The 25,349-nt window shown below is 68.5% G+C and carries 25 protein-coding genes; 17 read left to right on the top strand and 8 right to left on the bottom strand.

Annotated features, from left to right (window positions below; genetic code table 11):
• Positions 1-100 precede the first annotated feature (100 nt).
• Both MYL53_RS15100 and trxB read left to right on the top strand, forming a co-directional pair.
• On the top strand, positions 101-703 hold the full coding sequence (locus MYL53_RS15100) for a peroxiredoxin (protein ID WP_247854777.1): 603 nt from the start codon (positions 101-103) through the stop codon (positions 701-703).
• Positions 704-831: 128 nt separating this feature from the next.
• Positions 832-1,782, top strand: coding sequence for a thioredoxin-disulfide reductase (gene trxB / locus MYL53_RS15095; protein ID WP_247854776.1), 951 nt, complete (start codon positions 832-834; stop codon positions 1,780-1,782).
• A 105-nt stretch (positions 1,783-1,887) separates the two neighbouring features.
• Here trxB and MYL53_RS15090 read toward each other — a convergent pair whose 3' ends face one another.
• Entirely contained in the window at positions 1,888-2,133 is a 246-nt protein-coding gene (locus MYL53_RS15090) for a SlyX family protein (protein WP_247854775.1), read from the bottom strand.
• A 184-nt stretch (positions 2,134-2,317) separates the two neighbouring features.
• Here MYL53_RS15090 and MYL53_RS17295 point away from each other — a divergent pair, with 184 nt between their 5' ends.
• On the top strand, positions 2,318-2,782 hold the full coding sequence (locus MYL53_RS17295) for a cold-shock protein (protein WP_282103615.1): 465 nt from the start codon (positions 2,318-2,320) through the stop codon (positions 2,780-2,782).
• Positions 2,783-2,970: 188 nt separating this feature from the next.
• On the opposite strand, the gene MYL53_RS15080 is transcribed toward MYL53_RS17295, so the two are convergent.
• From MYL53_RS15080 to map, 7 genes are all read right to left on the bottom strand, one after another.
• Positions 2,971-3,357, bottom strand: coding sequence for a hypothetical protein (locus MYL53_RS15080; protein ID WP_247854774.1), 387 nt, complete (start codon positions 3,355-3,357; stop codon positions 2,971-2,973).
• Between the two features lie 7 nt (positions 3,358-3,364).
• Positions 3,365-4,540: a succinyl-diaminopimelate desuccinylase gene (gene dapE, locus MYL53_RS15075; protein ID WP_247854773.1), complete on the bottom strand. Its 1,176-nt coding sequence runs from the start codon at positions 4,538-4,540 to the stop codon at positions 3,365-3,367.
• A gap of 51 nt (positions 4,541-4,591) precedes the next feature.
• Complete coding sequence (gene dapD, locus MYL53_RS15070; RefSeq protein ID WP_247854772.1) at positions 4,592-5,617, bottom strand: 2,3,4,5-tetrahydropyridine-2,6-dicarboxylate N-succinyltransferase; 1,026 nt, start codon at positions 5,615-5,617, stop codon at positions 4,592-4,594.
• Positions 5,618-5,659: 42 nt separating this feature from the next.
• The gene (locus MYL53_RS15065; protein ID WP_247854771.1) at positions 5,660-5,998 is read right to left on the bottom strand and encodes an arsenate reductase; all 339 of its coding nucleotides are present in this window, start codon (positions 5,996-5,998) and stop codon (positions 5,660-5,662) included.
• A 16-nt stretch (positions 5,999-6,014) separates the two neighbouring features.
• Positions 6,015-7,214 carry a succinyldiaminopimelate transaminase gene (dapC, locus tag MYL53_RS15060; protein WP_247854770.1) on the bottom strand — a complete coding sequence of 400 codons (1,200 nt, stop codon included), beginning with the start codon at positions 7,212-7,214 and terminating at the stop codon, positions 6,015-6,017.
• Positions 7,215-7,305: 91 nt separating this feature from the next.
• Positions 7,306-9,984, bottom strand: a complete 2,679-nt coding sequence (locus MYL53_RS15055; protein ID WP_247854769.1) for a [protein-PII] uridylyltransferase — start codon at positions 9,982-9,984, stop codon at positions 7,306-7,308.
• Positions 9,985-9,994: 10 nt separating this feature from the next.
• Positions 9,995-10,786 (bottom strand): type I methionyl aminopeptidase, encoded by a 792-nt coding sequence (gene map / locus MYL53_RS15050; RefSeq protein WP_247854768.1) that lies wholly within the window; start codon positions 10,784-10,786, stop codon positions 9,995-9,997.
• A gap of 285 nt (positions 10,787-11,071) precedes the next feature.
• Between map and rpsB the strand changes: the two genes are divergently transcribed.
• From rpsB to rnhB, 14 genes are all read left to right on the top strand, one after another.
• Positions 11,072-11,812: a 30S ribosomal protein S2 gene (gene rpsB, locus MYL53_RS15045; RefSeq protein WP_247854767.1), complete on the top strand. Its 741-nt coding sequence runs from the start codon at positions 11,072-11,074 to the stop codon at positions 11,810-11,812.
• Positions 11,813-11,958: 146 nt separating this feature from the next.
• A complete protein-coding gene (gene tsf, locus MYL53_RS15040) occupies positions 11,959-12,828 on the top strand; it encodes a translation elongation factor Ts (protein WP_247854766.1) in 870 nt (289 codons plus the stop codon).
• A 110-nt stretch (positions 12,829-12,938) separates the two neighbouring features.
• On the top strand, positions 12,939-13,703 hold the full coding sequence (pyrH, locus tag MYL53_RS15035) for a UMP kinase (RefSeq protein WP_247854765.1): 765 nt from the start codon (positions 12,939-12,941) through the stop codon (positions 13,701-13,703).
• 4 nt (positions 13,704-13,707) lie between these two features.
• Positions 13,708-14,265 carry a ribosome recycling factor gene (frr, locus tag MYL53_RS15030; protein ID WP_247854764.1) on the top strand — a complete coding sequence of 186 codons (558 nt, stop codon included), beginning with the start codon at positions 13,708-13,710 and terminating at the stop codon, positions 14,263-14,265.
• Between the two features lie 70 nt (positions 14,266-14,335).
• A complete protein-coding gene (uppS, locus tag MYL53_RS15025) occupies positions 14,336-15,094 on the top strand; it encodes a polyprenyl diphosphate synthase (protein WP_247854763.1) in 759 nt (252 codons plus the stop codon).
• Positions 15,087-15,893, top strand: a complete 807-nt coding sequence (locus MYL53_RS15020) for a phosphatidate cytidylyltransferase (protein ID WP_247854762.1) — start codon at positions 15,087-15,089, stop codon at positions 15,891-15,893. Before uppS ends, MYL53_RS15020 begins: the two co-directional genes overlap by 8 nt.
• Entirely contained in the window at positions 15,890-17,074 is a 1,185-nt protein-coding gene (gene ispC / locus MYL53_RS15015; protein ID WP_247854761.1) for a 1-deoxy-D-xylulose-5-phosphate reductoisomerase, read from the top strand. The genes MYL53_RS15020 and ispC overlap by 4 nt, the downstream gene beginning before the upstream one ends.
• Before the next feature lie 33 nt (positions 17,075-17,107).
• Positions 17,108-18,466: a sigma E protease regulator RseP gene (gene rseP / locus MYL53_RS15010; RefSeq protein WP_247854760.1), complete on the top strand. Its 1,359-nt coding sequence runs from the start codon at positions 17,108-17,110 to the stop codon at positions 18,464-18,466.
• A gap of 87 nt (positions 18,467-18,553) precedes the next feature.
• Positions 18,554-20,911 (top strand): outer membrane protein assembly factor BamA, encoded by a 2,358-nt coding sequence (gene bamA / locus MYL53_RS15005; RefSeq protein WP_247854759.1) that lies wholly within the window; start codon positions 18,554-18,556, stop codon positions 20,909-20,911.
• A 239-nt stretch (positions 20,912-21,150) separates the two neighbouring features.
• Positions 21,151-22,188, top strand: coding sequence for a UDP-3-O-(3-hydroxymyristoyl)glucosamine N-acyltransferase (gene lpxD, locus MYL53_RS15000; protein WP_247854758.1), 1,038 nt, complete (start codon positions 21,151-21,153; stop codon positions 22,186-22,188).
• 104 nt (positions 22,189-22,292) lie between these two features.
• A complete protein-coding gene (fabZ, locus tag MYL53_RS14995; RefSeq protein ID WP_026068244.1) occupies positions 22,293-22,736 on the top strand; it encodes a 3-hydroxyacyl-ACP dehydratase FabZ in 444 nt (147 codons plus the stop codon).
• Complete coding sequence (gene lpxA / locus MYL53_RS14990) at positions 22,733-23,500, top strand: acyl-ACP--UDP-N-acetylglucosamine O-acyltransferase (protein ID WP_247854757.1); 768 nt, start codon at positions 22,733-22,735, stop codon at positions 23,498-23,500. The genes fabZ and lpxA overlap by 4 nt, the downstream gene beginning before the upstream one ends.
• A 4-nt stretch (positions 23,501-23,504) precedes the next feature.
• Positions 23,505-24,713, top strand: coding sequence for a lipid-A-disaccharide synthase (lpxB, locus tag MYL53_RS14985; RefSeq protein ID WP_247854756.1), 1,209 nt, complete (start codon positions 23,505-23,507; stop codon positions 24,711-24,713).
• Positions 24,710-25,321, top strand: a complete 612-nt coding sequence (gene rnhB, locus MYL53_RS14980; protein ID WP_247854755.1) for a ribonuclease HII — start codon at positions 24,710-24,712, stop codon at positions 25,319-25,321. The genes lpxB and rnhB overlap by 4 nt, the downstream gene beginning before the upstream one ends.
• The last annotated feature ends 28 nt before the right edge of the window (positions 25,322-25,349 follow it).

Raw genomic sequence — 25,349 nt, 5'->3', positions numbered from 1 at the left:
CATTGACTCGCTTCAGTGGTGCGGCGAGGATGCCTGACCTAGCGTAGGCATTCCGCTTTTACCCCCATGAATGCCATCACTCACACTCAAGGAGATCTGCATGAGCGTACTGGTTGGACGTCAAGCACCCGATTTCGAAGCCGCCGCCGTCCTCGGCAACGGCGATATCGTCGACAACTTCAAGCTGTCCGACAGCAACGGCAAGCTTCGCGTGCTGTTCTTCTGGCCGCTGGACTTCACCTTCGTGTGCCCGTCCGAGATCATCGCCCACGATAACCGTCTGGCGCAGTTCAAGGAGCTCGGCGTCGAGGTGATCGGTGTCTCCATCGATTCCCAGTTCACCCACCACGCCTGGCGCCTGACCGCGCCGGAGAAGGGCGGCATCGGTGAAGTCGGCTTCCCGATCGTGGCCGACGTCAAGCACGAGATCACCCAGGCCTACGGCATCGAGCATCCGGAAGCCGGCGTTGCCATGCGCGGCTCCTTCCTGATCGACGAGAACGGCGTCGTCCAGCACCAGGTCGTCAACAACCTGCCGCTGGGCCGCAACGTCGACGAGATGCTGCGCATGGTCAAGGCCCTGCAGTTCCACCAGAAGAACGGCGAAGTCTGCCCGGCCGGCTGGGACGAAGGCCAGGAAGGCATGAAGGACACCGCCGAAGGTGTCGCGAGCTACCTGGGCAACCACGCCGGCGCTCTCTAAGCCTGCGTGATGTCCTCCGGGGCGGCCTGCGGGCCGCCCCTCGCGTCAGCGGCCTTTGCGATGCCGACGGCTCGCCGCCATCGCCAAGCCCGTTGTTCCACCCCCTTTCGAGAATTGCGAGGTTCCCCATGAGCGAAGCGCGCCACGAACGCCTGATCATCCTCGGCTCCGGCCCGGCCGGCTACACCGCCGCCGTCTACGCGGCCCGCGCCAACCTGAAGCCGCTGCTGATCACCGGCATCCAGGCTGGCGGCCAGCTGACCACCACCACCGATGTGGACAACTGGCCGGGCGATGACACCGGCGTGCAGGGCCCCGAGCTGATGGAGCGCATGAAGCGCCATGCCGAGCGCTTCGACACCGAGGTGCTGTTCGACCATATCCACGAGGTCGAGCTGCGCGAGAAGCCCTACACCCTGAAGGGCGACAACGGCACCTACACCTGCGATGCCCTGATCATCGCCACCGGCGCCAGCGCCCGCTACCTGGGCCTGGACTCCGAGCAGAAGTTCATGGGCCAGGGCGTGTCCGCCTGTGCCACCTGCGACGGTTTCTTCTACCGCAACCAGGAAGTGGTCGTGGTCGGCGGCGGCAACACCGCCGTGGAAGAGGCGCTGTACCTCTCCAACATCGCCTCCAAGGTCACCCTGGTGCACCGCCGCGACAGCCTGCGCGCCGAGAAGATTCTCCAGGACAAGCTGTTCGAGAAGGCCGAGAACGGCAACGTCGAGCTGATCTGGAACCACACCCTGGACGAGGTGCTGGGCGACAACTCCGGCGTCACCGGGGCGCGTCTGAAGTCCACCGAGGATGGCAGCACGCGTGAGATCGGCGCGCCGGGTGTGTTCATCGCCATCGGCCACAGCCCGAACACCGGCATCTTCGAGGGCCAGCTGGACATGGCCGGCGGCTACATCAAGGTGCAGTCCGGCCTCGAGGGCAACGCCACCGCCACCAGCGTGCCGGGGGTGTTCGCCGCCGGCGACGTCATGGACCATGTCTATCGTCAGGCGGTGACCTCCGCCGGCACCGGCTGCATGGCGGCCCTGGACGCCGAGCGCTATCTGGACGAACTCTGAACTTCGGGCTTCGGGCTTCGGGCTTCGGGCTTCGGGCTTCGGGCTTCGGGCTTCGGGCTTCGGGCTTCGGGCTTCGGGCTTCGGGCATAGACTGATACCTCGTAGCTAGTAATGCGGCGGCACCTCGTCCTCCGGGCGGGGTGTCGTTGCATCTGCGTCCTGCAACGCCTGATGCTGTTCGCGCAGCCTGTGCTGCATCAGCTCGTTGAGGCGTTCCAGCTGCATCAGGCGCTTCTCCTGGGCGGCCACCGTGCGGTCCAGGGTGTCCAGCCAGTGTTCCTGGTAGGCCAGCCGGCTCTCCAGGGCTTCCAGGCGTGCCGCCGCGTCCGAGGGCGTGTCGTCGTCGTGCATGATAGACTCCTTATACCGTGTCAAGACTCATTCTGGCGCGGCCTGTCGCGGTCCTGCCCGCATCGTCGGCGTTCGCCGATGGATCGAGCAGTGTCGGCGCAGCCGGGTCGAGGGCGGCCTGCGGGCCGTTTGGTGCCTCGATCCCATCACATCCGTTCCCAACGACAGAGAGCATCCCAAGTTTATGAATCGAAAGGTCGTGTTTCGTTGCAGTATCGTTAGCCTGTTGCTGGCCGCGCCGGCGCCGCTGCTGATCGCCCTGTTCGTCCAGCTGACCGGCGGCGAACTGTCCCGCGAGCTGTTCGCCAGCCTCGAGGTCGGCGGCCTGGCGGAGGTCTATATCGCCGCGGTGCTGGCGGTCTTCCTGCTGCTGCTGGTGGCCACCCTGGCGATCAACGCCCTGACGCCCCAGCTGTCCAACATCGCCGAGGTCGAGGACGACGGCCGCGAGATCGGCGAGGTCAAGTGGTTCAACGTCAACAAGGGCTATGGCTTCATCACCCGCGACAGCGGCGAGGACGTCTTCGTCCACTTCCGCGCCATCCGCGGCCGCGGTCATCGCACCCTGGCCGAGGGCCAGAAGGTGAAGTACCACGTTTCGCGCAATGATCGGGGGCTGCAGGCCGATGACGTCACCGTCATCACCTGAAACGGGCCTGCGCTCGATCATACTGCGTTGGAAGGTCGTCTCGAGATGCTCATTTAGCTGCTAGTAAACTCCGCTCTCTCGACGACCTTCCGCCTTGTCTGATCTTCGCTCGGCGCCGTTTCCCCGACTGCTGTCTAATCGCCATCCAACGACATCGCCCCGCATTCGCGGGGCGATGTCGTTTCGGCTCACTGCCCCGAGTCGGGCCAGTCGATGGTGGCCTCGCCGCCGTCCGGCAGCACCTGCAGGAAGCGGTCCGGGTCGTCGCCGGGCTGCCAGCCGCCCAGCGAGCAGCGCACCTCGCAGCCTAGCCGCGCGGCGGCGGCGCGGGCGAGGTCGCTGTCGGTGGGCCAGGGTGATTCGGCGCTGTCCAGCCACAGGCTGGCGAAGCCGTCGGCGGCCTTCTCGACCAGCAGCACCGGGATCTCGGCCCCGTCGTGGCGGCCCTGGGTGCGCCAGCGATGCTTGCCGGCCGGCGTCAGCGGCGCGGCGTCGAGGGCCTCGCCGAGCCAGGCGTTCAGGGCGTCGGGCTCGACGCGGGCCAGATAGATCTCGATGTCGGGATAGCGTTCCATGGTGTCCTCAGGGGCGTGACGTGCCGTCGACGAACAGTCGGGTCATGATCGCTTCATAGACCCGGCTGAGATCGTCGAGGTCGGCGGCGCGGACCCGCTCGTTGACCTTGTGGATGGTGTCGTTTCGCGGGCCGAGCTCGACCACCTGGCTGCCCAGGGTGGCGATGAAGCGGCCGTCGGAGGTGCCGCCGGCAGTGGACAGCTCGGGGCGATGGCCCATCACGTCCTCGACGCCGCCGACCGCGGCGTCCACCAGTTCGCCCTCTGAGGTCAGGAAAGGCTCGCCGTTGAGGGTCCAGTCGATGTGGAAGTCCAGGCCGTGGGCCTCGAGGATCGCCTCGGTGCGCTGGCGCAGCGTCTCGTGGGTCAGGGCGGTGGAGTAGCGGAAGTTGAACACCACCTCCACCTCGCCCGGAATCACGTTGGTGGCGCCGGTGCCCGAGCGGATGTTGGAGACCTGGAAGCTGGTGGCCGGGAAGAACGCGTTGCCGCCGTCCCAGTGCTCGCGCACCAGGGCGTCCAGCGCCGGGGCGACCTCGTGGATCGGGTTGCGCGCCATGTGCGGGTAGGCCACGTGGCCCTGCACGCCCTTGACGTGCAGCACGCCGCCCAGCGAGCCGCGCCGACCGTTCTTGATCACGTCGCCGAGCCGGTCGGTGGAGGAGGGCTCGCCGACGATGCAGTAGTCGAGCCGGTCGTGGGTCTCGCGCAGGTGCTCGACCACGGCGCGGGTGCCGTCCACCGCCGGGCCTTCCTCGTCGGAGGTGATCAGGAAGGCCAGGCGGCCCGGATGCTCGGGATGGGCGGCCACGAAGCGCTCCACGGCGGTGATCATGGCGGCCAGGCTGCCCTTCATGTCGGCGGCGCCGCGGCCACACAGCATGCCGTCGTCATCGATGCAGGGCGCGAAGGGCGGGTGCTCCCAGTTCACCTCGGGGCCGCTCGGCACCACGTCGGTATGGCCGGCGAAGGCCAGCACCGGGCCATGATGGCCGCGCACCGCCCAGAAGTTCTCGACGTCGCCGAACGGCAGGCGCTCGATGACGAAGCCCAGGCGCTCCAGGCGTTCGATCATCATGGCCTGGCAGCCCAGGTCGTCGGGGGTCACGGAGGGGCGGCGCATCAGCGCCATGGCGAGTTCGAGGGTCGGGGAGAGCGTAGGCTCGGAGCTGGTCGAGGTCATGCGGGATTCCGGCGGGCCGCACCCCGGCGCCCGAAGGCGCCGGGGCAGGGCTCAGTTGTGGGCGTGCAGGGCTTCGTTGAGCGCGATGGCGCTCTTGTTGGTCAGGCACTCGATGCGGCCGTTCTGGGAGTTGCGGCGCAGCAGCAGATCATCCTGGCCGGCAAGCTCGCGAGCGGCCACGACCTCGACCTCCTGGCCCTGGTCGTCGAGCACGGCGACCTTGGCGCCGGCGGTGATGTAGAGGCCGGCTTCCACGGTGCAGCGGTCGCCCAGCGGGATGCCGATGCCGGCGTTGGCGCCGATCAGGCAGCCTTCGCCGACCTTGATGATGATGTTGCCGCCGCCGGACAGGGTGCCCATGGTGGAGCAGCCGCCGCCCAGGTCGGAGCCCTTGCCGACCATCACGCCGGCGGAGATGCGGCCTTCGATCATGCCCGGACCTTCGGCGCCGGCGTTGAAGTTGACGAAGCCCTCGTGCATCACGGTGGAGCCTTCGCCGAGGTAGGCACCCAGGCGCACGCGGGCGGTGTCGCCGATGCGCACGCCGGTCGGCACCACGTAGTCGGTCATCTTGGGGAACTTGTCGACGCAGTCCACCGACAGGGTGCGGCCTTCCAGGCGCGCCTTGAGACGCCGGGCCGGCAGCTCCTCGATGTCGATCGGGCCTTCGCTGGACCAGGCGATGTTGCGCAGCAGGCCGAACATGCCGGTCAGGTCGGTGCCGTGCGGCTTGACCAGGCGATGCGACAGCAGGTGCAGCTTGAGGTAGACCTCCGGGGCGCTCTGCGGCGGCAGGTCCTCGGCGATGAAGGTCGCCACCAGCGGACGCTGGCTGGCCGCCATGGCCTCGGCGAGCTCGGCCTGGTCGGCGTGGCCGGCGCTCTTCAGGGCCTCGGCCAGCGCGGCGCAGTGCTCCGGCAGGAAGCTGACGGCGGCGTTGCCCGCGGGAGCGTCGAGCACCTTGGCGGCGGCCTCGGTCAGGGCGGCGTCCGGGTTCAGCAGCGGCGCCGGGTAGTAGATCTCGAGCCAGTCGCCCTGAGTGTTCTGGGTACCGATTCCGAGTGCAAAGCTGAGCATGAGGGGGTCCTCTCGATGGGGTTCAGGTCGGCCAGGGGCCGCCTAGAGGTGGTCGTAGTCGCCGTCGCGGAAGCCGACGAGAATCTCGTCGCCGGTGTCCAGCAGCGGGCGCTTGATCAGGGTGGGATGGGCCATCATCAGCCGGCGGGCCTTGTCGCCGTCGATGTCCGCCTTGTCCTCGTCGGGCAGCTGGCGCCAGGTGGTGCTGCGCTTGTTGAGCAGGGTCAGCACCGGCACCCGCTCGAGGATGTGCTCGAGCAGCGGGGCGGACAGGCCGTCCTCGCGCAGATCGTGGAACTGAAAGGGCTGGCCCCGACCTTCCAGGGCCTTGCGCGCCTTGCGGCAGGTATCGCAGTTCTTGATGCCGAACAGCGTCATCATGGCGGTCTCTCCTGAGTCAGGCGTGGCGTTCGACGTGGCGGCGCAGGCGGCGGGCGGCCTCGACGGTGGCGCCGAGCTCGTCCACCAGCGCCAGGCGGATGCGGCCGGCGCCGGGGTTCACGCCGCCGGCGCCGGGGCGGCCCATGTAGCTGCCCGGCAGCACGCTGACGTGCTGCTCGGCGAACAGCGAGCGGGTGAAGGCCTCGTCGTCGCCGCCGGGTACCGCCGGCCACAGGTAGAAGCTGGCCTCGGGGGCGGGGAAGTCCATCACCGGGGTGAGGATCTCGGTTACCGCGGCGAACTTCTCGCGGTAGGCGTCGCGGTTGGCGCGCACGTGGGCCTCGTCGTTCCAGGCGGCGATCGAGGCGTGCTGCAGCGGCAGCGACATGGCGCAGCCGTGATAGGTGCGGTAGCGGCGGAAGGCCGCCAGCAGCTCGGCGTCGCCGGCCACGAAGCCCGAGCGCAGCCCCGGCAGATTGGAGCGCTTGGACAGCGAATGGAACACCAGGCAGCGCCGGTAGTCGTGGCGGCCGAGCTCGGCGCAGGCCTGCAGCAGCCCCGGGGGTGGGGCGGCCTCGTCCAGGTAGAGCTCCGAATAGCACTCGTCGGCGGCGACGATGAAATCATGCTCGTCGGCCAGGGCGATCAGCTTCTTGAGCTCGTCGAGCGGCGTCACCGCGCCGGTGGGGTTGCCCGGCGAGCAGGTGAAGACGATCTGCACGTCGCGCCAGGTCTCGGCCGGCACGGCGTCGAGATCGGGGCGAAAGCCGTGCTCGGCGCGGCAGTCGAGGTAGAGCGGCGTGCCGCCGGCCAGCAGGGTGGCGCCCTCGTAGATCTGGTAGAAGGGATTGGGCACCGCGACCCGCGCCGGTCGGCTGCGGTCCAGGGCCGCCTGGACGAAGGCGAAGATCGCCTCGCGGGTGCCGTTGACCGGCAGCACCTGGCTGCCGGCGTCGAGGTCCTCGAGGGCGAAGCGCCGTTCGGCCCAGTCGGCGATGGCGCCGCGCAGCTCGGGCGTGCCGGGAGTGGCCGGATAGCGGGCCATGTCGCCGAGGTGCGCGGTCAGCGCTTCCAGGGCGCCGGCATAGGGGGCGTGGCGCGGCTCGCCGATGGTCAGCGGGATGTGCGCCAGGTCCGCGGGCGGCATCACGTCGGCCTTGAGAGCGGCGAGCCTCTCGAAGGGGTAGGGCTTGAGGGCGTCGAGATCGGGGTTCATGGGTGTCCAGTGGCCGTGTTCGGCGTCGTTATATTGTCGCGTGGCAAGGCGCCGATTATAGGGAACCCCCGGTGGGGCCTCAAACGAGGCCTCAGCCGCTGACGTCGAGCACTTCGATCAGCCGCTCGCGCAGGCGCTGCTGGCGCTCGGGGTCGGTGATCGGGACACCGGCGCGGTCGGTGATGAAGAACACGTCCTCGACCCGCTCGCCCAGGGTGGCGATCTTGGCCGCCGAGAGGGCGATGTGCTGCTCCATGAAGATGCGCCCGACCCGGGCCAGCAGGCCGGGGCGGTCCGGGGCGGTGAGCTCGAGCAGGGTGCGCCCGCTGTTCGCGTCCTGCTCGATGGTGACCTGGGTCGGTACCCGGAAGTGCTTGAGCTGACGCGGGGTGTGGCGGCTGACGATCTGCGGATAGTCGTCCGGGTCGTCGAGCTCTTCCACCAGGTGATGGTGGATTTCCTCCAGCCGCGCCGGCTCGCGGATCGCCAGGTTGTCGTCGTCGAGCACGATGAAGGTGTTGAGGGTCCAGTCGTTGCTCGAGGTGGCGATGCGGGCATCGTGGATCGACAGGCCGAGCTGCTCCATGGCCGCCGAGGTGGCGGCGAACAGGTTGTCCACCGAGCGGGTATGGATGAACACCTTGGTGCCGCCTTCGGCCATGTCGGCGGTGGGGGCGCTGATCATCACCAGCGGCAGCTCGCTGCCCTGGTGGGCGAGAATGCCCTGGGTCTGCCAGGCGATCTCGCTGGGCGCGTACTGCAGGAAGTAGTCCTCGCCGAGCGATTCCCACAGCCGGTCGACGCGGTCCATGTCGGCGCCCACCGTGGCCAGCAGCGAGTGCGCCTCCTCGCGGGTCTCGCGCACTGAGTCGTCGCGCTCCAGCGGATTCTCGAGGCCGCGGCGCAGGGCGCGCTTGGTCTCGGCGTGCAGCTGGCGCAGCAGCGAGGCGCGCCAGCCGTTCCACAGCGTCGGGTTGGTGGCGGTGATGTCGGCTACGGTCAGCACGTACAGGTAGTCGAGGCGGGTCTCGTCGCCGACCTCGCGGGCGAACTCGCTGATCACTTCCGGGTCGCTGATGTCGCGCTTCTGGGCCACCATCGACATCAGCAGGTGATGCTCCACCAGCCAGGCCACCAGCCGGGTGTCGCGGCCGGAGAGGCCATGCAGGGCGGCGAAGGCCTCGACGTCGCGGGCGCCGATCAGCGAGTGGTCGCCGCCGCGGCCCTTGCCGATGTCGTGGAACAGCCCGGCGATCCACAGCAGGTCCAGCTTCGGCAGCTGCTGGATCAGCGCCGCGGCCACCGGGTAGGTCTCGCGGGCCTCGGGCTTGCGGAAGTTGTGGATGCACTTGAGCAGGCGCAGGGTGTGGGCGTCCACGGTATAGATGTGGAACAGGTCGTGCTGCATCAGCCCAACGGCCTGGCCGAACACCGGCAGGTACTTGCCGAGCACGCCGTAGCGGTTCATGCGCCGGAGCTGGCGGGCGACGTTGCCGCTGGCACGCAGCAGCGCCATGAACAGCCGCTGGTGGCGCGGATCCTCGCGGTAGCGGTCGTCGATCAGATGGCGATGGTCGCGGATCAGGCGGATGGTGTCGGCGCGCACGCCTTCGATTTCCGGGTGCTCGGCCATGAGCAGGAACAGCTCGAGCAGCGCCGAGGGCGTCTCGCGGAATACGCTTCGCGAGCGGGCCTGGATGTAGCCGCCGGTGATCTCGAAGCGGGCGTTGAGCGGCACCGTCTCGAGCGCTTCGACGTCGCGCAGGATGGCCTCGTCGAAGTGCTGCAGCAGCATGTCGTTGAGGCCGGCGAGCGCGGTCACGTGCCGGTAGTAGCGCTTCATGAACTGCTCGACGGCGAGGCGCTCCGGGGTGTCCCGGTAGCCGAACATCTCGGCGATGGTCGCCTGGTGATCGAACAGCAGGCGGTCCTCGGCGCGACCGGTGAGCATGTGCAGGGCGTAGCGGACCTGCCACAGGAAGGCCTGGCCCTGGCTGAGGATGCGCAGCTCGGCGTCGTTCATGAAGCCGATGTCGACGATGTCCTCGTAGCGCTCGCTGGCGAAGTGGCGCTTGGCGACCCAGCCGATCATCTGGATGTCGCGGAGCCCGCCGGGCGAGCTCTTGATGTTGGGCTCGAGGTGATACTCGGAGTTGTTGAAGCGATAGTGGCGAGCGATCTGTTCCTGCCACTTGGCCTCGAAGAAGCGGTCTGCGGGCCACAGTCGGTCGGTGGCGATGCGCGCCTGCATCGCCTCGCGCAGCCGCTCGGGGCCGGCCAGGGTGCGCGACTCGAGCAGGTTGGTGATCACCGTGACGTCGGCGGCGGCCTCGCGCTCGCAGTCGGACAGCGAGCGCACGCTCTGGCCGATCTCCAGGCCGATGTCCCACAGGAAGGTGATGAAGGCGGTCAGCGGCTCGCGGAAGGGCTCGTCGTCATCGTGCTCGAGCAGCAGCAGCAGGTCGATGTCGGAGTGGGGGTGCAGCTCGCCCCGGCCGTAGCCGCCCACGGCGAGCAGGGCGATGCCCTCGGGCCAGTCATGCTGCTGCCAGGCCAGCGCCAGCAGGCGGTCGAGGCACCAGGCGCGGCCGTGGACCAGGTCGCGGATGTCGGCGCCGGCGTGGAAGCGCTCGTCGAGCCGGGCCTGGATCTCGGCCAGCGCCGCCTTGAATGGCGCGATCGGCGAGCGGCTGCCCGTCAGCTCGGCGCGAAACGCCTCGACGTCGAACAGCGTCTCGTCGGGCGTGAAGGCGTAGTGGTGCAGCAGCATGGCGGCCGGCTCAGTGAGCGAGGAAGGAGAGGTCTTCGTCGCTGCGCGCGGTGAGTACCTCCACGCCGTTGGCGGTGACCAGCAGGGTGTGCTCCCACTGGGCGGTGAGCCCCTTGTCCTTGGTGACCGCGGTCCAGCCGTCGCGCAGTACCTTGGTGCGGTGGTCGCCCACGTTGATCATCGGCTCGATGGTGAAGCACATGCCTTCCTCGAGGGCGATGTCGGCCTCCGGCGCGTAGCCGTCGTAGTGCAGCACCTGCGGCTCCTCGTGGAAGCCGGCGCCGATGCCGTGGCCGCAGAAGTCACGCACCACCGAGTAGCCGTTGGCCTCGGCGTGCTGCTGGATGACGCGGGCCAGCTCGGAGAGATGGACGCCGGGACGCACCAGGGCGATGCTCTTGTAGAGGCATTCCTGGGTGACGCGGCACAGGCGGCTGCCCTGGATGCTCTCGCCGACGATGAACATCACGCTGGAGTCGCCGTGGTAGCCGTCGGGCGTCTTCACCGTGACGTCCAGGTTCATGATGTCGCCCTTCTTCAGCTTCTTGCCGTCGTCGGGGATGCCATGACAGACCACGTGATTGATCGAGGTGCACACCGACTTGGGGAAGCCGTGATAGTTGAGCGGGGCGGGGGTGGAGCCGAGCTCGTCGACAATGTAGTCGTGGCAGCGCCGGTCGATCTCGCCGGTGCTGACGCCGGCCTGGACGTAGGGGGCGATCATCTCGAGCACGCTGGCGGCCTGGCGGCCCGCTTCGCGCATCTTCTCGATCTCGTCGGGCGTCTTGATGGGTACGTTCATGGAGTCTCGGAGTCGGAAGTGGTGTCGCCGGTATCGGAGGGCGCGGGAGCGTCGGGCGACTTCATCTTGGAAGTGATCCATGGTATAAAGCTGCGCGCTTTCCTGCAATCGTCCGATCCTTTCGCCGCCGAGTGCGGCCGGTCGACGTCGCCGGGGCGCGATATATCAAAGCAATGCCTTGAAAACACACATGCACCGGCACATGGTCCCGGGTGCCGTCGGCGCGTCCGATGGTCGGATCCATGGGGTGCATGGAGGCCTAACCCGATTTACCAGGAGTCATCCATGGCACACGTCAACATGCGTGATCTGCTCAAAGCAGGCGCCCACTTCGGTCACCAGACCCGTTACTGGAACCCGAAGATGAGCAAGTTCATCTTCGGCGCTCGTAACAAGATTCACATCATCAACCTCGAGCATACCCTCCCGGCCCTGAACGAGGCCATCGAGGTGGTCGAGAAGATGGCCGCCGCGAACAACAAGATCCTGTTCGTCGGCACCAAGCGCAGCGCCAGCAAGATCGTCAAGGAAGAGGCCAAGCGCGTCGGCCAGTCCTACGTCAATCATCGTTGGCTCGGCGGCATGCTGACCAACTTCAAGACGATCCGTCAGTCCATCAAGCGTCTGCGTGAACTCGAAACCATGCACGAAGATGGTACCTTCGAGAAGCTGACCAAGAAGGAAGTCCTGATGGCGACCCGCGAGCAGGACAAGCTCGAGCGTTCCATCGGCGGTATCAAGGACATGGGCGGCCTGCCCGACGCGCTGTTCGTGATCGACGTCGATCACGAGCGCATCGCCATCAACGAGGCGAACAAGCTGGGCATCCCGGTCATCGGCGTGGTGGATACCAACTCCGATCCGGATGGCGTCGACTACGTGATTCCGGGCAACGATGACTCCATCCGCGCCATCCAGATCTACGTCAAGGCCGTCGCCGACGCCTGTGCACGTGCGAAGGAAGGTCGTCCCGACGAGTTCGTCGAGGTCACCGAAGACAACGCCAGCGACGCCGCCGCCGAGTGATCGTCGGCCCGCCCGGGCGCCGGCTGGCGATGACGCCGGCCGGCGCCGGGAGCGGCTCGAGCGCCGCGCCCCAGGGCGGGTGATGGACGTGCCGGGCTCAGGCCCGGTTTCCACATTCCAGGTCGAACCATTCAGAGGACACTACCATGGCAGCTATCAGCGCCTCTCAGGTCAAGGAACTGCGCGAGCGCACCGGGCTCGGCATGATGGAGTGCAAGAAGGCCCTTACCGAGGCCGGCGGTGACATCGACACCGCGATCGAGAACCTGCGCAAGAACTCCGGTCTCAAGGCCGCCAAGAAGGCCGGCCGCACCGCCGCCGAAGGCGCCGTGGTCACCCGCGTGGCCGAGGACGGCAGCTACGGCGTGATGGTCGAGATCAACTCCGAGACCGACTTCGTCGCCCGTGACGACAACTTCAAGGCCTTCGCCGATCGCGTCGCCGATGCCTTCTTCGCCGCCAAGAGCGAAGATGTCGCCGCCATCATGGAAGGCGAGCTGGAAGAAGCTCGCGAGCAGCTGGTCCAGAAGATCGGCGAGAACATCGGCGTGCGTCGCAGCGTCGTCGTCGAGGCCCCGGAAGGCGGCCGCGTGGGCGCCTACGTCCACGGCGACCGCATCGGCGTGCTGACCACCCTCAAGGGCGGCACCGCCGACGCGGCCAAGGACGTGTCCATGCACGTGGCCGCCATCAATCCGGCCGTCGCGCTGCCGGAAAACATGCCGCAGGACAAGCTGGACGCCGAGAAGGCGATCATCCTGGCCCAGCCGGACATGGCCGGCAAGCCTGAGCAGATCGCCGAGAAGATGGTCCAGGGCCGTCTGAAGAAGTATCTGGCCGAGAACAGCCTGACCGAACAGCCGTTCGTCAAGGACCCGAACCAGACCGTGGCCGAGTACGTCAAGGCCGCCGGTGGCGAGGTCGTTGGCTTCACCCGCTTCGAAGTGGGCGAGGGCATCGAGAAGGAAGAGGTCGACTTCGCCAAGGAAGTCATGGAACAGGCCCAGCGCGGCTAAGGCGCTTGCCGGTTCCAGCATGAAGATGGCGTGCGCGAAAGCGCACGCCTTCGCGTATCCGGCCGGTACGTCCGGCCATCCAGATTCCTCGAGTTTCCGGGAGACATGCCATGAGCAGTGCCGAGCCACTTTCCACCAAGACCGACAAGCCTCGCGCCGAGGTCTCGAAGTACAAGCGCATCCTGCTCAAGCTGTCCGGGGAAGCCTTGACCGGCGACGCCGAGTTCGGCATCGACCCCAAGGTGCTGGACCGCATGGCGCTGGAGATCGGCCAGCTGGTCGGCATCGGCGTTCAGGTCGGTATCGTGGTCGGCGGTGGCAACCTGTTCCGCGGTGCCGCGCTGCACGAGGCGGGCATGGAGCGCGTCACCGGCGACCACATGGGCATGCTGGCCACGGTGATGAACGCCCTGGCGATGCGCGACGCCCTGGAGCGTTCCAACATCCGTTCGCGGGTGATGTCGGCGATTCCCATGAGCGGCGTGGTGGAGCACTATGACCGCCGTACGGCGATTCGCTACCTGACCTCCGGCGACGTGGTGATGTTTTCCGCCGGCACCGGCAACCCCTTCTTCACCACCGACTCCGCGGCCTGCCTGCGCGGCATCGAGATCGACGCCGACGTGGTGGTCAAGGCCACCAAGGTGGACGGGGTCTACGACAAGGATCCGGTCAAGCACGCCGATGCGGTCAAGTACGAGCAGCTGTCCTACGATGATGCGCTCGACCAGAAGCTCGGGGTCATGGATTTGACCGCCATCTGCCTGGTGCGGGACCATGACATGCCGGTGCGCGTGTTCAACATGAACAAGCCGGGGGCGCTGCTGAACCTGGTGGTGGGCGGCCGGGAAGGCACGCTGATTGATAGAGGGTGAGATCGTGATTGACGAGATCCAGAAGGACGCAGAAAGCCGCATGAAGAAGAGCCTCGACGCTCTTCATCACAACTTCAACAAGATCCGCACCGGCCGGGCGCATCCCAGCATCCTGGATGCGGTGACCGTCGATTACTACGGCGGCCAGGTGCCGATCAACCAGGTGGCCTCGGTCAACATCGAGGACGCCCGGACCCTGACCGTGGTGCCCTGGGAGCAGCAGATGGTGCCGAAGGTCGAGAAGGCCATCATGACCGCCGAGCTGGGCCTCAACCCGGCCAGCGCCGGCAACGTGATCCGCGTGCCGATGCCGATGCTGACCGAGGAGACCCGCAAGGGCTACATCAAGCAGGCGCGTCAGGAGGCCGAGAGCGCCCGGGTGGCGGTGCGCAACGTGCGCCGCGACGCCAACGGCGACATCAAGGCGCTGCTCAAGGACAAGGACATCACCGAGGACGAGGCGCGTCAGGGTGAGGAGGCCATCCAGAAGCTCACCGACAAGATCGTCGCCGAGATCGACAAGACCCTGGAATCCAAGGAACACGACCTGATGCAGGTCTGAGGACGGCCGGCGGCATCGCCCGATGCCGCCGTTCACGGAGCGCCCCGTCCCACCCGCCATGCGAGACACCATGACGTCACCCGAGTCTCCCCAGCCCCGCGCCGACGGGGAACGCCTGCCGCATCACGTCGCCATCATCATGGATGGCAACAACCGCTGGGCCAAGGCCCGCGGCATGTCCGGCGTGCGCGGCCACCATGCCGGCGTCGAGGCCGTGCGTGCGGTCATCCGCCGGGCCGCCGAGCGTGGCATCGAGACCCTGACGCTGTTCGCCTTCTCCAGCGAGAACTGGAAGCGTCCGGCGGTCGAGGTCAGCGCCCTGATGGAGCTGTTCCTGATCGCCCTCAAGCGTGAGGTCAAGAAGCTGCATCAGCACGATATCCGCCTGTCGGTGATCGGCGATCGCAGTGGCTTCTCGTCGGCGATCCAGAAGCACATCGAGCAGGCCGAGGCGCTGACCGCCGGTAATCGGGGGCTTCACCTGGTGATTGCCGCCAACTACGGCGGCCAGTGGGACATCGCCCAGGCCGCCCGACAGCTGGGCGAGCGGGTGGCCGCGGGCGATCTCGCCCCCGAGGCGATCGACGAGACGGCGCTCGAGGCCGAGCTGACGCTGCCGGCGCCGGTGGATCTGTGCATCCGTACCAGCAACGAGAAGCGCATCTCCAACTTCCTGCTCTGGCAGCTGGCCTACGCCGAACTCTACTTCTCCCCGGTGCTGTGGCCCGACTTCGATGGCGATGCCTTCGACGCGGCCCTGGCCGATTTCGCCGGGCGCAAGCGCCGCTTCGGCATGACCGATGACCAGGTCGAGGCTCAGGGTGCTTAAGCAGCGACTTCTCACCGCCGCCTGGCTGGCGCCGCTGGCGCTGGCCGGCCTGTTCGGTCTCACCGGCAGCGCCTTCGCGCTGTTCACCGCGGCCATCGTGCTGCTCGGCGCCTGGGAGTGGGCCAACCTGGCCGGTCTCGATGCCGGCGCCCGCCGCTGGAAGCCCGTGCTGGGCCTGGGGGCGCTGATGGCGCTACTGGGTGTGACCGGGCAGCATCTGGCGAGCTGGCCGCTGTGGCTCGGCGCGCTGGGCTGGCTGGTCAACCTGCGCTGGGTGATCGGCTATCCGGCGCGCCTCGATCAGTGGCGCTCCACCGGCATGCGCCTGGCCATGGGGTTATGGGTGCTGCTGCCGGCCTGGGTCGGCTTCAACCAGCTGCGCGAGAGCGGCAGCGTGTGGCTGCTGTTCGTGCTGCTGCTGGTGTGGGGGGCCGATATCGGCGCCTACTTCGTCGGCAAGTCCCTCGGCAAGCGCAAGCTGGCGCCCCGGGTCAGCCCCGGCAAGACCCGTGAGGGTGTGATCGGTGGCCTGGTGGTGACCGAGCTGCTGGCGCTGGTGTTCGCCGACTGGCAGGCCCTGTCGCTCGGCGCCACCCTGGCGCTGCTGGCCGTCACCGCCGTGGTCACCCTGGCCTCGGTGGTCGGTGACCTGCTCGAGAGCATGCTCAAGCGCCATCGCGGCATCAAGGATTCCAGCCAGCTGCTGCCCGGCCACGGCGGCGTGCTCGACCGCATCGACAGCCTGTGCGCCGCGGTGCCGCTGTTCGCCCTGCTGCAGGCCGGAGGATTCGGCGCATGAGCCAGCCCCAGGCCGTCACCGTGCTGGGCGCCACCGGGTCGATCGGCGTCAGCACCCTGGACGTGCTGGCGCGGCATCCCGAACGCTATCGCGTCCACGCCCTCACCGCTCACCGCTCCCGCGAGACGCTGCTCGAACAGTGCCGGGCCCACGCGCCGGCACTGGCCGTGCTCGACCGCGAGGCCGACGCCGCCTGGCTGCGCGAGCGGCTGAGCGCGGCGGGGCTCGCCACCGAGGTGCGCTGTGGCCCCGAGGCGCTGGTCGAGGTCAGCGAGGCAGCGGAGGTCGAGGTGGTCATGGCGGCCATCGTCGGTGCCGCCGGCCTGCTGCCGACGCTCGCCGCGGTGCGCGCCGGCAAGCGGGTGCTGCTGGCCAACAAGGAAGCGCTGGTGATGTCCGGGTCGCTGTTCATGGACGCCGTGGACCGTCACGGCGCGACCCTGCTGCCGATCGATTCCGAACATAACGCCATCTATCAGTGTCTACCCGTCGAGCATCGCGGCGGCCTCTCGCGCCACGGCGTCACCCAGCTGCTGCTGACCGCCTCCGGCGGGCCCTTCCGCGGCTGGTCCGCCGAGGCGCTGGCCGGGGTCACCCCCGAGCAGGCCTGCGCCCATCCCAACTGGTCGATGGGGCGCAAGATCTCGGTGGACAGCGCCACCCTGATGAACAAGGGGCTCGAGCTGATCGAGGCCTGCTGGCTGTTCGACGCCCGGCCGTCGCAGATCCAGGTGGTGGTGCATCCCCAGAGCGTGATCCACTCGATGGCCGCCTACGCCGACGGCTCGGTGCTGGCCCAGCTGGGCAACCCGGACATGCGCACGCCGATCGCCTACGGGCTGTCGTGGCCGCAGCGCATCGACGCCGGAGTGGAGGCGCTGGACCTGTTCCAGATCGCGCGGCTCGACTTCGAGCCCGCCGACGAGGCCGCCTTCCCCTGCCTGCGGCTGGCCCGCGAGGCGATGGAGGACGGGGGCACGGCGCCGGCGGTGCTCAACGCCGCCAACGAGGTGGCCGTGGAGGCCTTCCTCGACGGCCGGCTGGGCTTCGCCGAGATCGGCGAGCTGGTGGCGCGGGTGCGCGAGGCCTGCCCGGTGGCGCCTGCCACCGAGCTGGAGGGGATTCTCGCCGCCGATGCCCGGGCGCGCCGCGAGGCGCAGGCCCGGCTGGAGCGCCGCTAGCGGCGGATATCGTTCATTCAATCGGAGATAGCCATGGGTCTGATCCAGAACGTACTGGCCGTGATCGTGGTGCTCGGCCTGCTGATCACCTTCCATGAGTTCGGCCACTTCTGGGTCGCCCGGCGCTGCGGCGTCAAGGTGCTGCGCTTCTCCGTGGGTTTCGGCAAGCCGCTGTGGTCGCGGGTCGACCGCCACGGCACCGAGTTCGCCGTGGCCGCCATCCCGCTGGGCGGCTACGTCAAGATGCTCGACGAGCGCGAGGGGCCGGTGCCCGAGGGCGAACGCCACCTGGCCTTCAACCACAAGGGCGTGTGGCAGCGCATCGCCATCGTCGTCGCCGGCCCGCTGGCCAACTTCCTGCTAGCGCTGGTCGCCTACTGGCTGCTGTTCGTGGCCGGCACCTCCACCGTGGTGCCGGTGATCGGCGGGGTCGCCCCCGATTCGCCGGCCGCCCGCGGCGGTCTTGCCGCCGGGCAGGAGATCACTGCGGTGCAGGGCGAGGCCGTGCGCTCCTGGGAAGACATCAACCTCGAGCTGGTCGCGGCCATCGGCGCCAGCGGCGAGCTGACGGTGAGCGCTCGCGACGAGGGCGCCGGGACGGCCCGCGAGCATCGCCTGCCGGTGCAGGACTGGCTGGTGCGCCAGGATCCGCCGCGGCCGCTGGAAACGCTCGGCGTGACGCCCTGGCGGCCGCAGATCCCCGCCGTGCTCGGGCAGGTGGTGGACGGCGAGCCGGCCGCCGCGGCCGGGCTCGAGGCCGGCGACGAGATAGTCGCCATCGACGGCGAGCCGGTGGCCGACTGGGCCGATTTCGTGCGTCGCGTCCGCGGCCATCCCGGCGAGGCGCTGTCGCTGAGCGTGCGTCGCGACGGCGAGCACCTGACGCTGACGCTGACGCCGCGTTCCCATACCCTCGAGGACGGCACCGTCATCGGCCATGTGGGCGCCGGCGTGGCCTCGGTGTCCTGGCCGCAGGAGTATCGCCGGGAGATCCGCTACGGGCCGCTGGCCGCGGTGGGGCAGGCGGTCTCGCGGACCGGCGAGATGGCCGTGCTGACGCTGGACTCGATCCGCAAGATGCTGGTGGGGCTGATCTCGCCGTCCAATCTTTCCGGGCCGATCACCATCGCCCGTATCGCCGGCGACTCCGCCCGCTCGGGGCTCGAGAGCTTCATCAGCTTCCTGGCCTATCTGTCGATCAGCCTCGGCGTGCTCAACCTGCTGCCGATCCCGGTGCTCGACGGCGGCCACCTGCTGTATTACCTGGTGGAGGCGGTCCGGGGGCGTCCGGTGTCCGAGCGGGTCCAGGCGATCGGCCTGCGCATCGGCCTGACGCTGGTCGGCACGCTGATGCTGATGGCGCTGTATTTCGACCTGATGCGGCTCTGGTAGCCGGACCCTGGCTTGTCAGTTGCCCGTGCAAATGTATAAGGTGCCTGTCTGGACAGGTAGGCAGATCAACGCGAGCGAATCGACTGCATGAAGATCAAGACCATCGGACTGGCGGCGCTGCTGCTCGCCGGTGCCGCCAGCGGCACGGCACAGGCAGAATCCTTCGACGTAAAGGACATACGAGTGGAGGGGCTGCAGCGCGTATCGGCGGCCTCCGTCTTCAATGCCTTTCCTGTCAATGCTCCCGAGCGCGTCGACGAGCGCGAGCTGGCCAAGGCGGCCCAGCAGCTGTTCGCCACCGGGCTGTTCGAGGACATCCACCTGGCGCGCCAGGGCGATGTGCTGATCATCCAGGTGGAAGAGCGCCCGACCATCACCAGCCTCAACATCGAGGGCAACAGCCAGATTCCCGAAGAGGATCTGCGTGACGGTCTGCGCGAGGCCGGCCTCGACGAAGGGCAGGTGCTGCAGCTCTCGACCCTGGAGGAGATCCAGCGCGAGCTGTCCGGCGTGTATCAGGCCCAGGGGCGCTACAGCGCGTCCATCGATACCGAGGTCGAGCAGCTCGGCGAGGGCCGGGTGCAGGTCAACATCAACATCGACGAAGGCGCGGTGGCCAAGATCCGCCAGATCAATATCGTCGGCAACCAGGCCTTCGACGACGACACCCTGCGCGACGTGCTCGAGCTGGAGGATCATCCGGGCTGGTTCTTCGGCTGGTTCTCCAGCGACGAATACTCCCGCCAGGCGCTCTCCGGCGACCTGGAGCGGCTGCGTTCCTACTACCTGGATCGCGGCTACGTGAACTTCAATATCGACTCGACCCAGGTCTCCATCGGCCCCGACAAGTCGAAGATCTTCATCACCATCAACGTCAACGAAGGGCAGCGCTATCGCATCGGCGACGTCCACTTCGCCGGCGACCTGCGCATTCCCGAGCGCGAGGCCCGCGAGCTGCTGCAAGTGAAGAGCGGCGAGACCTTCTCGCGCAGCGACGTGACCGCCTCCTCCGAGGCGCTGCGCTCTCGCCTCGGCGCCGAGGGCTTCGCCTTCGCCAACGTCGACGGCATCCCCGAGACGCGCAGCGACGGCACCGTCGACCTGACGTTCCGGGTGCAGCCCGGCTCCCGCGCCTACGTGCGGCGCATCAACTTCGTCGGCAACACCACCACTCAGGACGAGGTGCTGCGCCGTGAGATGATCCAGATGGAAGGCGCGCCGGCTTCCACCGAGTCGATCAGCCAGTCCCGCGAGCGCCTGGAGCGGCTGGGCTTCTTCAAGCAGGTCGAGGTGCAGACCGAGCCGGTGCCCGGCTCCGACGACCAGCTCGACGTGACCTACAACGTCGAGGAGCAGCCGTCCGGCTCGATCTCGGCGAGCCTCGGTTTCTCCCAGAGCGCCGGCGTGATCTACGGCGCCTCGCTGTCCCAGAACAACTTCCTGGGCACCGGCAACCGGGTCAACATCGGCGCCCAGCGCAGCGACACCTACACCAATCTGAACTTCGGCTATACCGATCCCTACTGGACCCTCGACGGCATCTCGCGCGGTTACAACCTGTTCTACCGCGAGACCGACTACGAAGACTCCGACATCTCGACCTACTCCACGGACGCCTACGGCGGTGGCATCAGCTTCGGCTACCCGATCAACGAGCTGACCCGCCTCAACTTCGGCGCTGACGTCGAGGATCTGACCGTCGAGACGTACGACGACACGGCCTCGGAGATCAAGCGCTACGTCCAGGATCAGGGCGACAACGCCCAGACCTTCAAGCTGACCGCGAGCTGGACCCGCAACGACCTGAACCGCGGCATCATGCCCACCGCCGGCAACTACCAGCGCCTGTCGCTGGAGACCGCGGTGCCCGGCAGCGACGCCGAGTACTACAAGCTGCGCGCCCGGGCCCGGCAGTTCTTCCCCATGAACGAGGAGCAGACCTGGTCGCTCAAGCTGCACGGCGAGGTGGGCTACGCTGACAGCATCGGCAACGACCCCTATCCGTTCTACGAGAACTTCTACTCCGGCGGCCTGGGCTCGGTGCGTGGCTTCACCAGCAACACCCTGGGGCAGCGCACCACGCCGCCCACCGACAGCAGCGACAACGAGGACCGCACCCTGGGCGGCAACGTGCTGGTCGAAGGGGGGCTGGAGCTGATCTTCCCGATGCCCTTCGTCGAGGACAAGCGCTCGGTGCAGCCCTCGCTGTTCCTCGATGGCGGCAACACCTTCCTCACCGACTGCTATGACGTGCTCGACGAGGACAGCAGCAATGCCAGCTGCAATTCGGGGGTCGATCTGGGCGATCTGCGTTACAGCGTGGGCCTCGGCGTCTCCTGGCTGACGCCGGTGGGGCCGCTGACCTTCAGCGTCGCCGAGCCGCTCAACGAAGAGGACGGCGACGACACCCAGTTCTTCCAGTTCTCGCTGGGTCAGACTTTCTAGCACGGCCGTCGACGCGCCGCCGCCTCGCGGGACGAGGAGGCGAGGCGAACGTCACGGTCCCGGGGCCTCGGCTCACGCCATCGGCGGAGCCGGGGCCCATCGATATCGAACCGGTGCGGCGGTCGAGGGGCCTCAGAGGGCCGACGCGGCCCGCCGCGCCAGACGGGGTGGCGAGTGCGGGCGACCGGGGGGTCGGCCGCCGCCATCGCAGAGAGCTTCCAACCGAACATCGGGTTCCCATGACTCAAGACACTCCTTCCCTGACGCTGGCCGAGATCGCCGCGCAGCTGGGGGCCGGCCTCCAGGGTGACGGCGAGCGCCGCGTGCGTGGCCTGGCCACGCTGCGCGATGCCGGGCCCGATCAGATCGCCTTCCTGGCCAACCGCGCCTACCTCAAGGACCTGCCCGAGACCCGCGCCGCGGCGGTGCTGCTGCATCCGAGCCATGCCGACGAGTCCCCGGTGCCCTGCCTGACCCTCGACAATCCCTACCTGGGCTATGCCCAGCTGTCGCGGCTGTTCGATCCACTGGCCGGCCGCGAAGCATCGGGCGTGCATCCCTCGGCGGTGGTGGCCGAGGACGCGCGGCTGGGCGAGGGCGTGGCGATCGGCCCCCAGGCGGTGATCGAGGCCGGCGTCGAGCTCGGCGACGGCGTGGTGATCGGCCCCGGCTGCGTGGTCGGCGCCGACACCCGGATCGGGGAAGGTTCGCGGCTGCACGCCAACGTCACCGTCTATCATGGGGTCAGCATCGGTGCGCGGGTGATCCTGCACAGCGGCTGCGTGATCGGTGGCGACGGCTTCGGCTTCGCCCATGACGGCGCCGGCTGGCACAAGATCGCCCAGCTCGGCGGGGTGGTGCTGGGCGACGACGTCGAGGTGGGCAGCTGCTCGAGCATCGACCGCGGCGCCCTCGGCGACACCGTGATCGGCGAGGACGTCAAGATCGACAGCCAGGTACAGATCGCCCACAACGTGCAGATCGGCGCCCACAGCGCGCTGGCCGGCTGCGTCGGCATCGCCGGCTCGACCCGGGTCGGGCGGCACTGCATGCTGGGCGGTGGCGTGGGCCTGTCCGGCCATCTGACGGTGTGCGACGGCGTGCAGGTCACCGGCATGAGCCTGGTGACCAATTCGATCCACGAGCCGGGCGTCTACTCTTCCGGTACCGGCGCCATGGAGAACGCCCAGTGGCGCCGGAGCGCGGTGCGCTTCAAGCAGCTGGACGATATCGCCCGCCGCCTGCAGCGTCTGGAAAAAGCCGGACGCGATGCTTGAGGCCACCCCTTCGGGCGGTATAATCCCCGCCCGTCCGTCGCCACGCGCGCGGCGACGGCCGCGCCCGCGATGCGGGGCATTCTGTCATTTCAGAGGTCGCTACGATGGTAATGGACATAAACGAGATTCGTGAGTATCTGCCCCACCGCTATCCCTTTCTGCTGGTGGACAGGGTGACGGAGCTCACCCACGGCGAATCCATCGTTGCCTACAAGAATGTCAGCATCAACGAGCCGTTCTTCAATGGCCACTTCCCGCACCACCCGATCATGCCGGGCGTGCTGGTGGTCGAGGCGCTGGCCCAGGCCTGCGGCATCCTCGGCTTCAAGACCGTCAACAAGCTGCCCGCCGACGGCTACGTCTACTACCTGGTCGGCAGTGACAACGTGCGCTTCAAGCGCCCGGTGATGCCCGGCGATCAGCTGGAGCTGCGCGCCGACGTGATCCGCGAGAAGCGCGGCATCTGGAAGTTTCAGTGCAAGGCCAGCGTCGCCGGCGAGGTCGCCTGCGAGGCCGAGATCACCTGTGCCGAGAGGAAGGTCGCTTGATTCATCCCACCGCCATCGTAGACCCGGGCGCGCGCCTGGCCGATGACGTCGAGGTCGGCCCCTTCAGCGTGATCGGCGCCGACGTCGAGATCGGCGCCGGTTCGCGGATCGGCCCCCATGTGGTGATCCAGGGCCCCACGGTGATCGGCGAGCGCAACCGGATCTTCCAGTTCGCCTCGGTCGGCGAGGAGTGCCAGGACAAGAAGTACGCCGGCGAGCCCACCCGGCTGGTGATGGGCGACGACAACGTCGTGCGCGAGGGGGCGACCCTGCACCGCGGCACCGTCCAGGATCGCGGCGAGACCACCATCGGCTCGCGCAACCTGTTCATGGCCTACGTTCACGTCGGCCACGACTGCGTGATCGGTGACGACTGCATCCTGGCCAACCAGGTGACCCTGGCCGGGCACGTCAAGCTGGGCGACTTCGTGATCATCGGCGGCCTGTCGGCCATCCACCAGTTCTGCCACTTCGGCGACCATGCCATGGCCGGGGGCGGCTCGATCATCACCAAGGACACCCCCGCTTACGTGATGATCAACGGCAATCCCGCCGCGGCCCACGGTCTCAATCTGATCGGCCTGCGCCGTCGCGGCTTCTCCAGCGAGGCGATCCGCGCCCTGAGCGAGGCCTACAAGATGGTCTACCGCCAGGGACTGACCGTGGAGCAGGCGCTGACCGAGATCCGCACGCACTACGCGCTGCCCGAGACCGAGGCGTTCGCCGCCTCCATCGAGGCCTCGACCCGCGGCATCGTGCGCTGAGCCGATGACGATCGCGCGCGTGTACCTGGTGGCCGGTGAGCTCTCCGGCGACATCCTCGGCGCCGGCCTGATGCGCGAGCTCAAGGCCCGCCATTCGGGCGTCGAGTTCCGGGGCATCGGCGGGCCGCGCATGATCGAGGAGGGCATCGACAGCCGTTTCCCGCTGGAGACCCTCTCGGTGATGGGGCTGGTCGAGGTGCTCAAGCATCTGCCGGGCCTGGTACGCGTGCGTCGCACCCTGCGCCAGGACGCCCTCGACTGGCGGCCCGACATCGTGATCGGCATCGACGCGCCGGACTTCAACCTCGGGCTCGAGCGACAGCTGCGCGAGGCCGGCCTGACCACCGCCCACTACGTCAGCCCCTCCGTGTGGGCCTGGCGCCAGGGCCGGGTCAAGGGCATTGCCCGCTCGGTGGACGCCATGCTGACCTTCCTGCCCTTCGAGGCCGCCTTCTACGCCCGCCACCGGGTGCCGGTGGCCTTCGTCGGCCATCCGCTGGCCGATGAGCTGCCGCTGGTCAACGATCGCAGCGCCGCCCGCGAAGCGCTCGGTCTGCCCGCCCTGGGCGTGTCCGACGAGGCCCCGCTGCTGGCCGTGCTGCCGGGCTCCCGGGCCAACGAGATCCGCTTCCTGGGCGCCACCTTCCTCGACACCGCCGAGCGGCTGTGCCGCGAACGCGAGGCGCTGCGGGTGGTGATTCCCGCCGCGACCCCGGCGCGGCGCGCCGAGCTGGAGACGCTGCTCGAGGGCCGCAAGGCGCTGCGCGAGCGGGTGATCCTGGTCGATGGCCGGTCCCGCGAGGCCATGGTGGCCAGTGACGCCGTGCTGCTGGCCTCCGGCACCGCGGCGCTGGAGGCCATGCTGTGCCACCGCGCCATGGTGGTGGCCTACCGCATGGCGCCGATGACCCACTGGCTGGCCAAGCGGCTGGTCAAGACCGAATGGATCTCGCTGCCCAATCTGATCGCCCGGGAGACGCTGGTGCCGGAGCTGATCCAGGACGACGCCAGCCCCGAGGGCATCGCCGCCGAGCTCAGCGTGCTGCTCGACGACGGCGAGGCGCGCCAGGCCCTCGAGGCGCGCTTCGCGGCCATGCACGCAGGCCTGCAGCGCGGCGCCAGCCGCCGCGCGGTGGACGCCGTCGAGGCGCTGGTGGCCCGCCAAGCGCTGCCCGCCTCGGTGGCGCCCGAGGCGCTGGAGGAAGGCGCATGAAGGCCGAGGACTTCCCGCCGCTGGTCGTCGACTATCGCGGCACCCATCTGGCCGGGGTCGACGAGGTCGGGCGCGGCCCGCTGGTCGGTCCGGTGGTGGCCGCCGCGGTGATCCTCGATCCGGCCGCGCCGATCGACGGGCTGACCGACTCCAAGAAGCTGACCGCCAGGCGCCGCGAGGCGCTGGACGCCCGGATCCGCGAGCGAGCCCTGGCCTTCGCCGTGGCCGAGGCCAGCCCCGACGAGATCGATAGTCTGAACATCTATCACGCCACGCACCTGGCCATGCGGCGGGCCATCGATGCGCTGTCGCCGGCCGCGGAATATCTGCTGGTGGACGGTAATCGGCTCCCCGGGCATCATGTGCCGGGGCAGGCGGTAGTGAAGGGCGATGCCCGTCATCCGGCGATCGCCGCGGCCTCGATCCTGGCCAAGGTGGCCCGCGACGCCGACATGCTGGCGCTGGACGCGCGCCATCCCGACTACGGTTTCGCCCGCCACAAGGGCTACCCGACGCCCGAGCATCTGGCCGCGCTGACGCGCCTCGGCGCGCTGCCCGAGCACCGGCGCTCCTTCGCGCCGGTCAAGCGTCAGCTGAACCTGCTCTAGATCATCTAGCCTGTTGGACGGGGCGTCG

The organism is Halomonas getboli, assembly GCF_023094245.1.
In the GTDB taxonomy this organism is placed as follows: domain Bacteria; phylum Pseudomonadota; class Gammaproteobacteria; order Pseudomonadales; family Halomonadaceae; genus Halomonas; species Halomonas getboli.
The sequence above is the reverse complement of the archived record's forward strand: the minus strand, read 5'-3'. Positions and strand labels throughout refer to the sequence as shown.